Origin of the sequence: Neisseria sp. HMSC068C04, from assembly GCF_001810105.1 — a bacterium.
In the GTDB taxonomy this organism is placed as follows: Bacteria; Pseudomonadota; Gammaproteobacteria; order Burkholderiales; family Neisseriaceae; genus Neisseria; species Neisseria flavescens_B.
This window is the reverse complement of record NZ_KV799956.1, coordinates 59,685-73,558: the sequence shown is the minus strand read 5'-3', so window position 1 is coordinate 73,558 and position 13,874 is coordinate 59,685. Positions and strand designations below refer to the sequence as shown.

The window sequence follows — 13,874 nt, the reverse complement described above, 5'->3', positions numbered from 1 at the left end:
TGAAAAATCAATCTGTCTGATTGAACAGGAGGATTAATCGTGATGGAAGCCACTGCGGCTCTAAAGAGTAGGGCAGCAGTGGCTTGGCGTATAAACCGAGAGATTATTTAGCGGCTTCAGAAGCAGCAGACGCAGCTGCTGGAGCAGAAGCGGCAGCACCGGCAGGTTGGTAAACGGTGTCGCTCAGTTTTTTAGTCATGATTTCAGGGTTTTCATCACCCTCAACTTTCAATTGACCCAAAGCACCTTTGTTGAACGCACGGAAGATAGAGTGGTCAACCAAAGTGTAGCTGCCCGGGATGTCGGCTTTAAATTCGATAATCGCTGCACCACCGGCAGGAATCAGGGTACTTTGTACGTTTTCGTTGATCAGTTTGCCAGCTTCTACGTAAACTTTGTCGAAGATCTCACCGATAACGTGGAAGGAAGATACCAAGTTAGGACCACCGTTACCAACGTACATACGAACGGTTTCACCAGCTTTAGCTTTCAGAGCGTTGTCGCCGGCGATAGAGCCTACGTGACCGTTGAATACAACGTATTCAGGTTGTTCAGCAATCGCTTTATCCATATCGAAAGGTTGCAGGCCTTGAGCACCTTTTTTACCTTTAGTATAGAAGTCACCTTGTACGATGTAGAACTCTTTGTCCACTTTAGGCAGACCTTCTTTAGGTTCAACCAAGATCAAGCCGTACATACCGTTGGCGATGTGCATACCTACAGGAGCAACGGCACAGTGGTAGATGTACAAACCAGCTTGCAGTGCTTTGAAGCTGAAGGTAGAAGTATGGCCAGGAGCAGTAAAGGTAGCTTCTGCACCACCGCCTTGACCGGTTGCAGCGTGGAAGTCAACGTTATGAGGAACGGTAGAAGAAGGATTGTTAGAGAATTCAACTTCAACAGTATCGCCTTCACGTACACGGATCATTTGACCTGGAACGTCGCCGTTAAATGTCCAGTAGTGGTACTCAACACCGTCTTCCATGGTCATGGTTTTTTCAACGGTTTCCATTTTAACGCGTACTTTAGCCGGATGATCGCGATCAGTTGGAGGTGGAACTTCCGGAGCGTGAGTTACGATAGCATCGATTACAGGCAGTTCTGAAGAAGGAGTCTCGGCAGCAGCTTGTGAGTCGGAAGCAGCAGGAGCTTCAGCAGAAGCGGTAGCAGCTGGAGTTTCAGCAGGTTTAGCAGCTTGCTCGCCGCATGCGGCCAATGCAAATACAGAAGCGATAAGTGCGGCTAAGGTTTGGCGTTTCATGTTTAAAGTTTCCTTATAGTAAGAAAAGTAAGATCCTGATAGGATGGTTTGAAATTTTGTATGATTATGTAGGCGCTTGTTTGGTCATATTTTGATGTAAATCAAATTGTTCAGGGAATATGAATCTTTTAATCCCTAAATACTCCTTTAGAAGTATAAAAAAATACATCAAAAAGTTTATTTTCGTGTGAAAATGTTAGCGAAAACTTAACACAAAATACGATAAAGGAGAGTTTGTATAAGAAAATGGGAATCAATATCATATAAGTTAATGGTTTTAAAGGAATATTATTGACAAAATATTTCTTTACTTATTAAACCGTGATACAATCTTTAACATTCATATTTGATGAATTAATACCACCCAACCACTTTTTACCAAAATTAAGGAGTACTTAAAATGGGACAGTACAAGAAGCTTTGGTACTTGCTGTTTGCCGTGCTGGCAGTATGCTTTACCATTCTTGGTTATATGGGTAGCGAAGTCTATAAAAAGGCTCCGCCATACCCTGAACAAGTCGTTTCTGCATCCGGCAAAGTCTTGATGACCAAAGACGATATTTTGGCAGGTCAATCTGCATGGCAAACTACCGGCGGTATGGAAGTCGGCTCTGTATTGGGTCACGGTGCATACCAAGCTCCGGACTGGACTGCCGACTGGCTGCACCGCGAGCTGGTTGCATGGTTGGATCTGACTGCGCAAGAAACTTACGGCAAAAAATTTGACGAAGTTTCTCCTGAAGAACAAGCTGTTCTGAAAACACGTTTGGCTGACGAATACCGCAACCAAAGCCGTGTTAAGGAAGATGGTTCTGTCGTTGTCAGCGAAACACGCGTGAAAGCGATTGAAAGCATTCTGCCTTACTACCACGGTGTGTACAGCGACGATCCTAAGTTCCAAACCACTCGCGAACACTTTGCAATGAAAAACAACACATTGCCAAGCCCAGAAGCGCGTGAAAAACTGTTCAACTTCTTCTTCTGGACTTCTTGGTCTGCTTCGACCAATCGTCCTGACGAGAACTTCACTTACACCAACAACTGGCCGCACGAGCCTTTGATCAACAACGTACCGACTACTGAAAACTACATGTGGTCTTTCACCAGCGTGGTATTGTTGCTGATGGGTATCGGCTTGCTGATGTGGGGTTACTCTTTCTTGACCAAACATGAAGAGGTTGAAGTACCTACTGAAGATCCTATCTCTAAAGTACAACTGACTCCTTCTCAAAAAGCGTTGGGCAAATATGTATTCCTGACTGTTGCGCTGTTTGTCGTACAAGTACTGTTGGGTGGTTTGACCGCTCACTATACTGTCGAAGGTCAAGGCTTCTACGGTATCGATACCGCACTGGGCTTTGAAATGGCCGACTGGTTCCCATATGCGCTGACCCGTACTTGGCACATCCAATCCGCTATTTTCTGGATTGCAACCGGCTTCCTGACAGCAGGTCTGTTCCTGGCTCCGATTGTGAACGGCGGTAAAGATCCTAAATTCCAACGTGCCGGTGTGAACTTCCTGTACATCGCCCTGTTCATCGTAGTCGGCGGTTCTTACGCAGGTAACTTCTTTGCTTTGACTCACATCATTCCACCTGAGCTGAACTTCTGGTTTGGCCACCAAGGTTACGAATACTTGGATTTGGGTCGCTTCTGGCAACTTCTGCTGATGGTCGGCTTGCTGTTGTGGCTGTTCCTGATGTTGCGTTGCACCGTCTCTGCCTTTAAAGAAAAAGGTACAGATAAAAACCTGTTGGCTATCTTCGTAGCTTCTATGGTCGGTGTGGGTGTGTTCTACGCTCCCGGTCTGTTCTACGGTGAGAAATCTCCAATCGCCGTGATGGAATACTGGCGTTGGTGGGTGGTTCACCTGTGGGTAGAAGGCTTCTTCGAAGTGTTTGCTACTGCCGCCTTCGCATTCATCTTCTACAACATGGGCTTTGTCCGCCGTAGTACTGCTACTGCTTCTACTCTGGCCGCTGCCGCCATCTTCATGTTGGGCGGTATCCCAGGTACATTGCACCACTTGTACTTCTCCGGCTCTACCTCTGCTTCTATGGCAATCGGTGCATGTTTCTCCGCTTTGGAAGTTGTGCCTTTGGTTCTGCTGGGTCGTGAAGCCTACGAACACTGGTCTTACCAACACTTGTCCGACTGGGCGAAACGTCTGCGTTGGCCTCTGATGTGCTTCGTAGCAGTTGCCTTCTGGAACATGATCGGTGCCGGCGTATTCGGTTTCCTGATTAACCCGCCGATTTCCCTGTTCTACATCCAAGGTCTGAACACTACTGCAGTTCACGCTCACGCGGCTCTGTTCGGTGTGTATGGTTTCTTGGCTCTGGGCTTCGTATTGCTGGTTGCACGCTACCTGAAACCTAATGTTCAATTTGACGACAAATTGATGACTTGGGGCTTCTGGCTGCTGAACGGCGGTCTGGTGGGTATGATTGCCATCAGCCTGTTGCCGGTCGGCGTGATTCAAGCTTACGCTTCTATCACTCATGGTCTGTGGTATGCACGTAGCGAAGAATTCCTGCAAATGGAAATCTTGGATACCCTGCGTTGGGTTCGTACCGCTGCTGACTTGATCTTCATCGGTGGTGCTGTCTGCGTTGCTATCCAAGCTACCAAAATCGTATTCAGCCGCGATAAATAATCTTAAGCTGAATTAAATCGAAGGCCGTCTGAAAAGTTTTCAGACGGCCTTTCTGTTATAATTTCAACATTCTTAAATTGACAAGACAAAACATTATGTTCAACCAAGCTGCTCAAGAGCTGACCACTGTTCGCGATTTATTGCGTTTCGCCGTCAGCCGTTTTAATGATGCCGGACTGTTTTTCGGACACGGAAGTGATAATGCCCATGACGAGGCAGCCTATCTGATTTTGCACACTTTGAACCTGCCTTTGGATACGTTGGATCCTTATTTGGATGCCAAATTGTTGCAAAGTGAAAAGGAAGAAGTGTTGTCGATTATCGAACGCCGCGCAGTTGAGCATATTCCTGCCGCGTATCTGACGCATCAGGCATGGCAGGGCGAGTTTGATTTTTATGTCGATGAGCGCGTTATTGTGCCTCGTTCTTTTATTTACGAATTGCTTGGCGACGGTATCCGTCCTTGGATTGAACACGATGAATTGGTGCATCGTGCTTTGGATTTGTGTACCGGTAGCGGCTGTTTGGCTATTCAAATGGCGCATCACTATCCCGATGCACAAATCGATGCCGTTGATTTAAGCCTGGATGCGCTGGAAGTAGCCGCCATCAATATTGAAGATTATGGTTTGGAAGACCGCATCAGCTTGGTGCATACCGATTTGTTTGAAGGTCTGGATGATACCTACGACTTGATTGTTTCTAATCCGCCTTATGTTGACGCGGAATCTGTGGAGGCGTTGCCTGATGAATACCTGCATGAGCCGGAATTGGCTTTGGGCAGTGGCGAAGATGGTTTGGACGCTACACGGCAAATCATTCTGCAAGCGGCGAAATATTTGAATCCGAGAGGTGTATTGCTGGTTGAAATCGGTCACAACCGTGAGGTATTGGAGGCAGCTTATCCCGAATTACCGTTTACTTGGTTGGAAACCAGCGGTGGCGATGGGTTTGTATTCTTGTTGACCCGCGAGCAATTACTGGGTGAAGAATAGTTTATTTTGATATAAATAAAACAAAGGCCGTCTGAAAAAGTTTCAGACGGCCTTTGTTTTATAAAATTTTTAATATTTTAATAAAATACAAATACCTATGGTATGCCGAATATGAAATCCAAGCAGGCTTTGAAACTATGGCTTATAATATTCGTCATAGTTTCTAATGTCAGTGAATTTTTATTACTGACTTTTTGTAGAACATATACTGCCAAACTCCATATTATGAATAATTATTTAAAATCAGGCCTGTTGGCTGCTGCCTTGTTCAGTATGCCCGTTGCCGCCTTTGCCCAGCAGCATACCGTTTATTTTAATCAAAACGGTAAACTGACGGCGACCATGCCTTCGGTTGCTTATGTCCGCCAATACAAGATTGAGGCAGGCAAGGCGCAGGTACAGGATTTTTACTATCCATCGATGAAAAAATATTCTGATCCTTATGAAGTGCCTGCCGGTCAGATTAAGGTTTTTGTGCCGGCGTTGGATAATGGTACGTTGACCCTGTGGCATTTCAACGGTCAGAAAAAGATGGTTGGTAGCTATCGCAACGGCAAACCGCATGGCGAATGGGTTAACTGGTATCCAAACGGCAAAAAATCTGCGGTGATGCCTTATCAAAATGGCCTGAGTGAGGGCGTGGGTTCCCGCTATTACCGAAATGGTGTGAAAGAAAGCGAAATCCAATTTAAGCACGATAAAGCCAATGGTCATTGGAAACAATGGTATTCAGACGGCAGCCCGAAAACCGAAATGATGATGAGCAATGATAAACCGACGGAGATTATCAGTTGGGATGAAAATGGCCGCATCGTGTCTGAATTGAGTATTCGCAACGGCAAACGCAGCGGCATCATTTTGGATTGGTATGATGATGGTGCGAAGAAATCCGAGTTGGTTTATAAAGACGACCAGTTGGTGAAAAAAACTTTTTGGGATACAGACGGATACGTCCTCGAATAATTTTGACAATAAAAAAACCGCAGGCTCTGAAAAGCTTGCGGTTTTTTATATTACATGCAGCCTTTGTTTTGACATAGGGTAAATAACGGAGCGCCGCTTTCACGGATTTTTTTGCCACCGTCCAAGTCGGTAAATTCCAAAATGGCAGCTGCTTCGATTACTTTACCCCCCAGTTTGCGGATCAGCTCGACACCTGCCAGCATTGTGCCGCCGGTTGCCACCAAATCATCTACCAACAAAACGCGCGCGCCCGGTTTGATGGCGTCGGTATGGATTTCTACCGTTGCTTCACCATATTCCAAAGCGTAACTTTGAGAAACCGTATCAAACGGCAGTTTGCCTTTTTTGCGGATGGGGATAAAGCCGACATTCAGCTGATAGGCCAAAGCCGCACCAATGATGAAGCCGCGCGCATCCAAGCCCGCCACGACATCAACTTTCTGCCCCATATAGCGGTAAACCAGTAAATCGACCAGCAGGCGGAAATATTCTGCGCTTTGCAAAACGGGAGTAATGTCATGAAACAAAATCCCTTTTTGCGGCCAGTTTTCAATTTTACGGATTTTGTCCGCCAAAGCCTCTACGCCCATTACTTCAGGATGAATCAACATCTCGACATTCCGAAATCAAAAAGTTTTTAACACGATATTGTAGCGGTCATATGCGGACTTGCCAAATTAATCGATACAATAGCCAAATTTTGCAACATACCGTCTGAAATTACGAGAAACATTGTGTTGTGTTATAATTTACAGATACATACCATCGGCTGAACCACCATGCAAAATCATAAAAAAGGCAATATTTACATTATTTCTGCCGCTTCCGGCACAGGTAAAACAACCTTGGTGTCGCGCCTGTTGAAAAATCATGACGACATCCGTGTTTCCATTTCTCATACTACGCGCCAGCCGCGTGAGGGTGAGGCACATGGTGTGCATTACCACTTTGTTCCCAAAGAAGAATTTGAATCACTGATTGAGCAAAGAGCCTTTTTGGAACACGCCAATGTGTTCGGCAATTATTACGGCACCAGCATTGCCGGCGTGAATTCGTTGAGCGAAGAGGGCTATGACGTAATTTTGGAAATTGATGTGCAAGGTGCGGCGCAAGTGCGTAAATCGTTGCCTGAAGCCAGCAGCATTTTTATCCTGCCGCCTTCCTTTGAAGTTTTAGCGCAACGTCTGATCGGCCGTGGTACAGACAGCGAAGAAGTTATTCAAACACGCCTTTCAAAAGCCCGTCATGAGATTGAGCAATCCGTTTTGTTCGATTATGTCGTTGTGAATGACGATTTGGATCGTGCCGAAGCCGATTTGTTCCACATTATTAAAGCAGGCCGTCTGAAAAAATCCTCTCAACAGGGATTTATCTCAAACCTGTTGGAAAATTCCTAAAAAACAGCGAAAATAACCGTTTATTTGAAACTTAGAAAGAAAGCAAGCAAACATGGCCCGTATTACTACTGAAGACTGCACAGGTAAAATCCCTAACCACTTCGACCTTACCCTCGTTGCCGCCCGTCGCGCACGCCAGCTCGAAAACGGCAACACGCCTTTGGTTGACGACATCCGCAACAACAAACCAACCGTTACCGCCCTGCGCGAAATCGCGGCCGGACAAATCGGAACAGAGCTGCTGACCCGCAACAAATAAACCAACCGGCAAACCGATAAAACCGCCGCGCGGACTGTATCGGTGCGATATCACAACCGATACAGTCTGACGGCTTAAAAATAGCCATAAAAGGCCGTCTGAAAATGCCAGCCCCACTGCCTACCGCCCCCTATGATCCGTTGACAGCAGAAGCGCGCGAGCTTTTGTTTCGCACCGCATCCTATCTCAATACCAATGAGCAGGCCGAGCTTGAAAGAGCCGTTGCCTACGCTTTTCACGCCCATGACGGACAAACCCGTAAAAGCGGCGAACCCTACATCACCCATCCCCTTGCCGTTGCCACGCAGCTTGCGATTTGGCACATGGATGTTCAAGGCCTCTGCGCAGGCGTTATGCACGATGTATTGGAGGATACGGGTGTAACCAAAGTTGAAATGGCGGCAGAATTCGGCGATACCATTGCCGAAATGGTAGACGGCCTTTCCAAGCTGGAAAAACTCAAATTTGAAGATCATGCCGAGCATCAGGCGGAAAGTTTCCGCAAGCTTATCCTCGCCATGACTAAAGACGTGCGCGTCATCGTCGTCAAACTTGCCGACCGATTGCACAATATGCGTACCCTTGGCTCTATGCGTCCGGAAAAACGCCGCCGTATCGCCAAAGAAACCCTCGAAATCTACGCTCAAATCGCCAACCGCATTGGCCTGAACAATGCGTATCAAGAGCTTCAAGACTTATCGTTTCAAAACCTCCACCCAAGACGCTACGAAACCCTGAAAAAAGCCATGGACAACAGCCGCAAAAATCGCCGCGATGTTGTCGGCAAAGTGTTGCGTGCATTCAGTCAGCGTTTGGTCGGTGTCAATATTGAAGCCAAAATCAAAGGCCGCGAGAAAAACTTATACAGCATCCATCAAAAAATGCTGGCTAAAAAACTGCGTTTTGCCGAAGTAATGGATATTTACGGCTTTCGGGTCATCGTAAACAACATTCCTGCCTGTTATGCCGCGTTGGGCGCATTACATAATTTATACCACCCCAAGCCCGGTCGTTTTAAAGACTATATTGCCATTCCGAAAAGCAACGGCTACCAAAGCCTGCATACGACCTTGGTCGGCCCTTACGGTTTGCCGATCGAAGTGCAAATCCGTACGCGTGAAATGGACGCTGTGGCTGAGGGCGGTATTGCCGGCCATTGGATTTACAAATCCGGTGAAAATACTCCGGACCAAGCCGTCCTCCATATGAACCGATGGATGAAAAATATTCTTGACCTGCAGGCCAGCAGCTCAAATGCCATCGAGTTTCTGGAGCATGTCAAAGTCGATTTGTTCCCCAACGAAGTCTATATCGTTACCCCGAAAGGCGATATCCTTACCTTGCCTAAAGGTGCGACACCAATTGACTTTGCCTATGCCGTACACACCAATATCGGTCATAAAACCGTTGCCGCGCGTATCAATAACGTCATGATGCCGTTGCGCACCAAGCTGAAAACCGGTGATACGGTAGAAATCATTACTTCCGAGCATGCCAAGCCTAATGTGGCATGGTTGAACTTTACCGTTTCCAGCCGTGCGCGCAGCGCCATCCGCCAATACATTAAAAATCTGAATCGTCACGATGCCGTTGTTTTGGGTGAAAACCTGCTGCAAAAAGCTTTATCCAGCCTGTTGCCTAAAGACATCCTGCTTTCAGACGACCTCAAAGAAAAATACCTTGCCGATTTGAATACCAAACAAACCTCGTTTGAAGAGGTTCTCTACAATGTCGGTATGGGGCATACTTTGCCGGTGCACGTTGCCATGCACATTGCCGAGTTGGCGGGCCAACATTTTGGCAGCGCGGTCAAACTCAGCCCGATCAAAGTCAACGATCAAGAAACCGGCCGGATTCATTTTGCCGAATGTTGCCATCCGATTCCAGGTGATGCGATCCGTGCCTTATTGGTCAAAGACAAGGGTATGATTATCCACCGAGATACCTGTCAAACTTTGGTCAAAGCCGATCCGGAAGAGCAACTGGATGCGGGTTGGGACAGTTTGCGCAATCAAACGTACCGCACCATCCTCAACGTTAAATCCGAAGATGCGCATGGTTTGTTGGCCTCAATGGCGCAAGCGATTTCAAATTCCGGTGCGGATATCGAATCTGTCGATACGCCAACCAAAGCGCAAGCAGGAACGGAAGGTTTTGTAGAATTTAAATTCACAATTAAAGTCAAAGACTTGGATCAGGTTAATCAGATTATTCATGCAATGCATGCCAATCCGAATATCCGCAAAGTGATTCGAGGATAATCTCGTTATAAGCAAAGGCCGTCTGAAAGTGTTTTCAGACGGCCTTTTTGATGTTTGCAAATAAAAGCTGTTGGCTTCTTTTTAAGAGGGTTTATGGCTTTTTTGTAATTGGATTGGGTTTAATTCAACCAAAAACGGAAAACCAAGAAGAAGACCAAGGCCAAAACGCCGGCCCAAACCAGCAACATGAATCCGGCTACTGCCTGACCCAAGCGGTAAACAGGATTTTTGCGTTCGTCTTCGAGTAGGGGATTGGGTGTATCGTGCGGTTTGTCGGACATGATGAAGCTCTGATTGGATTATTGAATGAATGCGTAAGGGTACGCCGATAGAAGCAAAGATTCAAGTGGGAATGATTATTGATAGAAGTCTTCGTCTTCATTCCACGCGGTTTTTAAGGCCGTCTGAATGGTGTCTGCACCAAAGCCGCGATACGCAAGGAAACGCGCTTGTTTTTGTTTTTCTTTCAAATCTTCAGCTTCTTGCTTGAATTTTTTACGCAAAACAGAAATGGCGGTTTGCAGTTCGTCCTCCCTGTCGGGTAAGAATTCCCGACAGTCATCTGCATCGATACCTTGTTGCGCCAAGGCTTGCTTGAGGCGGAGCGTGCCGTAACGGTTGCTCTTGCTGTGAATATAGGCTTCTGCGTAACGTTGGTCGGATTGCCAATTTCGTTCGGCAAATTCGTCCAAAACCTTTTCCAATTCTTCTTCGCTTTCTGCGTGAGGAGCCAGTTTGCGTTTCAAGCCGATACGGCTGATTTCCTGTCGGGAAAGGATGTCCATCGCGCGGGCGCGCAGGGATTTTTGGGGTTTCATGCAGGGGTCAGCTTAAAAATAAAATTAAACAGTTAAGGAGAAGTCCAAGGATAGGAATAAAAATATAAAATAACAACCTAAAGGGGCGCAGCTTGCGGAATTTTTTCGATAATGCCCAGTGATAAAGGCAAGTAAATTCAGATGAGCCTATTTGTTTATTTACAAAAACTGATGATTTATATATGTAATAGGGTTTTAAAATACAATATAATCCAAAGAATGACATTAACGAGAAGAATATAATGAAGCCTGTAGCCCATATTAGATAAGAATTTTCTATTTTTTGTATAGTCAATAACTTATATATAAATAGTAATGAATATTCTAATAAAGAAAATCCGATGATTGCTGAGCACCATCCGATAAATTCTGCAAAGAAGAATGGAATTTTAATTGATACGATGTTTTGATCATCATCAAACTTAAAATACTCAGCTACTCTTTTGTAGTGATGAAATGCAACAGGTGTTTTATTTTTCAGATATAGTTCGATTAATTTTTCCTGCTGACCAAAACTAAAAGACAACCCTGTCACTAATTTGAAATATTCTTCAGATAATGAGTGTTTGAAATATTTTTTAGTATTCTCATCATGCTCATTAAAATCATAGGCTTCTTTCAGTTTATTAATCCGATTCCTTTTAATATCATGCTTAAATGACATTAAAGGTTTATATACTATCGCTATTAATAATGGAATATAAATGTAAGGCATAAATCGTTTATTTATGCCTAATTCATTAATAATTGTTAAAATATCATTCATAAAAGCATCCTTGTTTTAGTCGTCTTCTGCTTTTTTCGGTCGCAGGTTTTCGTAGATTTCGGGCAGCGAACCGATAATCCAATCGGGCTTGGTCGCCTTGTCTTGTAAGAGCAGGGTCATGTCGCCGTAGCCAAAGGTGACGCCGACGCTGAGGCAGCCGGCGGCTTTGGCGGCGATGATGTCGTTGCGGGAGTCGCCGACCATGATCATGTTGGCGGGATCGATGCCCAAGACTTCGGCGGCGTGTTGTAACGGCAGCGGGCTGGGTTTCTTTTCGGGCAGGCTGTCGCCGCCGAGAATCAGGCTGAAGTAGTCGGCTAGTCCGAGCTGTTTCAAGAGTTCGGCGGCGAGGATTTCGTTTTTGTTGGTGATGACTACCAATGGAATACCCAAGGACTTGAGCAGACCGAGACCGGCTTCGGTTTCAGGGTAGGGGCGGGTAAAGTCACTCAAGTGCTCGCAATAATATTTCATAAAGAACACAAAGCCTTTTTCCCAGATTTCGGGATTGGCTTCTTTTTCACGATCATTGGTAATAACGCGATGAACCAACTTGCTGATGCCGTCGCCGACATAACTTTCAACCGTTTGGGTGGGTAAAACAGGTAAACCCAAGTGCGCACACATGGCTTGGGCTGCTGCGGCCAAATCAGGAACGGAATCACATAAGGTGCCGTCCAAATCAAAGGCAACGGCTTGGACGTGTTCTAAAGCAGCAGTGGTCATTGAGTAACTTTCTGTCATATTATTTAAGCGCTTATTTTAACATTGTTTGCCTGATTTGCCGATGTTTTGCTGATTCTTTAAAAAGATGTTTGTTTAAATTGTTAACAATTTTTGCTGGTGTAAGGCTGTCAGCCTATTTGGAATATGGAAGGGATTTTGTCAACAAAAAGGGTGGTTTGGTAGGCATTAAAAAACAAAGGGTTTGTGTGTTTTTTTGAATGGTTTGATGAGCATTTATGCTAGGCCGTCTGAAAATTTTTTGGTTGGTGTGCCGATATTTTCAGACGACCTCAAACTAAATTCATATATAAATGAATAGATTCGCTTTTTATCGACTACACGCTATTACATTTTTGTCCGTTTTTGTATATAGTAACGTGTATGGCTCTCGTCTAATCATATGTATGAAAAGGAAAAATACATGTCCGCATCTGCTGTAAAAGAAACGCTGAATCCGTTTGAAATTGCGCAAAAACAAGTGAAAACTGCCTGCGATCGCCTGAATGCCGACCCAGCAGTATTTGAAATCTTGAAAAAGCCGCAACGTGTTTTGGAAGTCAACTTCCCTGTCAAACTCGACAACGGTACAGTAGAAAACTTCACCGGCTACCGTTCACAACACAATAATGCCGTCGGCCCTTACAAAGGCGGCGTGCGTTTCCATCCTAATGTGAATATGGACGAGGTTAAAGCCCTGTCTATCTGGATGACCATCAAATGCTGCGTGGCCGGTATTCCTTACGGCGGCGGTAAAGGCGGTATTACTTTGGATCCGCGTAACTATTCCGAAGCGGAATTGGAACGCATCGCCCGTGCTTATTCCGAAGCTATTTCTCCGCTGATCGGCGAGAAAATCGATATTCCTGCACCTGATGTGAACACCAACGGCAAAATCATGTCTTGGATGGTTGATGCCTATGAAAACGTGGTGAAACATTCTGCACCGGGCGTGTTCACCGGCAAACCGGTTGAGTTTGGCGGCTCCTTGGCGCGTACCGAAGCCACCGGTTACGGCGTAAACTTCGCCGCCGTTCAAGCTTTGGAAAAACTGGGTAAAGACGTGAAGGGTGCCACTTACGCCATTCAAGGTTTCGGTAACGTGGGCTACCACACCGGTTACTATGCACACAAAGCCGGTGCGAAAATCGTTGCCGTATCTACTGTTGACGTTGCCATCTACAACGAAAACGGCTTGGATATGGAAGCAATCATTAAAGAATTCCAAACCAAAGGTTTCATCACCAACGAAGCCGGCTACGGCAAAGAAATCAGCAATGCCGAACTTTTGGCTTTGGATGTGGACGTACTCGCCCCTTGTGCATTGGAAAACCAATTGACTTCCGAAAATGCAGGCAAAGTCCGTGCGAAAATCGTGGTTGAAGGTGCAAACGGCCCGACTACTCCTGAAGCCGACGTTATCCTGCGTCAAAACGGCGTATTGGTTGTTCCTGACATTTTGGCAAACTGCGGCGGCGTGGTTGTATCCTATTTTGAATGGGTACAAAACCTGCAAGGCTACTACTGGGAGTTTGACGAAGTTCAAGAGAAAGAAACCGTTGTCCTGCGCCGTGCGTTCCGCGATATTTGGAACTTGGCTCAAGAATACGATGTCGACCTGCGTACCGCTTCTTACATGATGAGTATCCGTCGTGTTGAAAAAGCAATGAAACTGCGCGGCTGGTATTAATCGGTTGAGCGATAGCTAAGAGTAGGCCGTCTGAAACCTCTTTTCAGACGGCCTTAATGTTTTTGATAAGAGCCTTTACAAATTT

General features: G+C 45.7%; 13 protein-coding genes. 7 read left to right on the top strand and 6 right to left on the bottom strand.

The features are described from left to right. Positions 1–103 precede the first annotated feature (103 nt). Positions 104–1,261 carry a copper-containing nitrite reductase gene (nirK, locus tag HMPREF2700_RS06360; protein ID WP_003685959.1) on the bottom strand — a complete coding sequence of 386 codons (1,158 nt, stop codon included), beginning with the start codon at positions 1,259–1,261 and terminating at the stop codon, positions 104–106. A gap of 400 nt (positions 1,262–1,661) precedes the next feature. Here nirK and HMPREF2700_RS06355 point away from each other — a divergent pair, with 400 nt between their 5' ends. The 3 genes from HMPREF2700_RS06355 to HMPREF2700_RS06345 all read left to right on the top strand — a co-directional run bounded on the left by HMPREF2700_RS06355 (position 1,662) and on the right by HMPREF2700_RS06345 (position 5,875). Continuing rightward, the gene (locus HMPREF2700_RS06355; RefSeq protein WP_070591030.1) at positions 1,662–3,917 is read left to right on the top strand and encodes a nitric-oxide reductase large subunit; all 2,256 of its coding nucleotides are present in this window, start codon (positions 1,662–1,664) and stop codon (positions 3,915–3,917) included. Between the two features lie 95 nt (positions 3,918–4,012). Continuing rightward, complete coding sequence (prmB, locus tag HMPREF2700_RS06350) at positions 4,013–4,912, top strand: 50S ribosomal protein L3 N(5)-glutamine methyltransferase (protein WP_070591029.1); 900 nt, start codon at positions 4,013–4,015, stop codon at positions 4,910–4,912. 273 nt (positions 4,913–5,185) lie between these two features. Beyond that, positions 5,186–5,875, top strand: a complete 690-nt coding sequence (locus tag HMPREF2700_RS06345) for a toxin-antitoxin system YwqK family antitoxin (protein ID WP_224783375.1) — start codon at positions 5,186–5,188, stop codon at positions 5,873–5,875. Positions 5,876–5,925: 50 nt separating this feature from the next. On the opposite strand, the gene HMPREF2700_RS06340 is transcribed toward HMPREF2700_RS06345, so the two are convergent. Continuing rightward, positions 5,926–6,486: an adenine phosphoribosyltransferase gene (locus HMPREF2700_RS06340; RefSeq protein WP_070591027.1), complete on the bottom strand. Its 561-nt coding sequence runs from the start codon at positions 6,484–6,486 to the stop codon at positions 5,926–5,928. 168 nt (positions 6,487–6,654) lie between these two features. Between HMPREF2700_RS06340 and gmk the strand changes: the two genes are divergently transcribed. The 3 genes from gmk to HMPREF2700_RS06325 all read left to right on the top strand — a co-directional run bounded on the left by gmk (position 6,655) and on the right by HMPREF2700_RS06325 (position 9,792). Further along, positions 6,655–7,272, top strand: a complete 618-nt coding sequence (gene gmk / locus HMPREF2700_RS06335; protein WP_003686079.1) for a guanylate kinase — start codon at positions 6,655–6,657, stop codon at positions 7,270–7,272. A 52-nt stretch (positions 7,273–7,324) separates the two neighbouring features. Continuing rightward, entirely contained in the window at positions 7,325–7,531 is a 207-nt protein-coding gene (gene rpoZ / locus HMPREF2700_RS06330; RefSeq protein ID WP_003682294.1) for a DNA-directed RNA polymerase subunit omega, read from the top strand. 104 nt (positions 7,532–7,635) lie between these two features. Beyond that, positions 7,636–9,792, top strand: coding sequence for a RelA/SpoT family protein (locus HMPREF2700_RS06325; protein ID WP_070591026.1), 2,157 nt, complete (start codon positions 7,636–7,638; stop codon positions 9,790–9,792). Between the two features lie 119 nt (positions 9,793–9,911). On the opposite strand, the gene HMPREF2700_RS11805 is transcribed toward HMPREF2700_RS06325, so the two are convergent. The 4 genes from HMPREF2700_RS11805 to HMPREF2700_RS06310 all read right to left on the bottom strand — a co-directional run bounded on the left by HMPREF2700_RS11805 (position 9,912) and on the right by HMPREF2700_RS06310 (position 12,102). Beyond that, entirely contained in the window at positions 9,912–10,073 is a 162-nt protein-coding gene (locus HMPREF2700_RS11805) for a hypothetical protein (protein ID WP_049344044.1), read from the bottom strand. Between the two features lie 75 nt (positions 10,074–10,148). Then, positions 10,149–10,610: a recombination regulator RecX gene (gene recX / locus HMPREF2700_RS06320; RefSeq protein ID WP_070591024.1), complete on the bottom strand. Its 462-nt coding sequence runs from the start codon at positions 10,608–10,610 to the stop codon at positions 10,149–10,151. Positions 10,611–10,617: 7 nt separating this feature from the next. Beyond that, complete coding sequence (locus HMPREF2700_RS06315; protein WP_070591023.1) at positions 10,618–11,376, bottom strand: hypothetical protein; 759 nt, start codon at positions 11,374–11,376, stop codon at positions 10,618–10,620. Between the two features lie 15 nt (positions 11,377–11,391). Then, positions 11,392–12,102, bottom strand: coding sequence for a phosphoglycolate phosphatase (locus HMPREF2700_RS06310; RefSeq protein WP_070591021.1), 711 nt, complete (start codon positions 12,100–12,102; stop codon positions 11,392–11,394). Between the two features lie 421 nt (positions 12,103–12,523). Between HMPREF2700_RS06310 and HMPREF2700_RS06305 the strand changes: the two genes are divergently transcribed. Further along, positions 12,524–13,789 carry a Glu/Leu/Phe/Val family dehydrogenase gene (locus HMPREF2700_RS06305; protein WP_003685975.1) on the top strand — a complete coding sequence of 422 codons (1,266 nt, stop codon included), beginning with the start codon at positions 12,524–12,526 and terminating at the stop codon, positions 13,787–13,789. Positions 13,790–13,874: the final 85 nt, after the last annotated feature.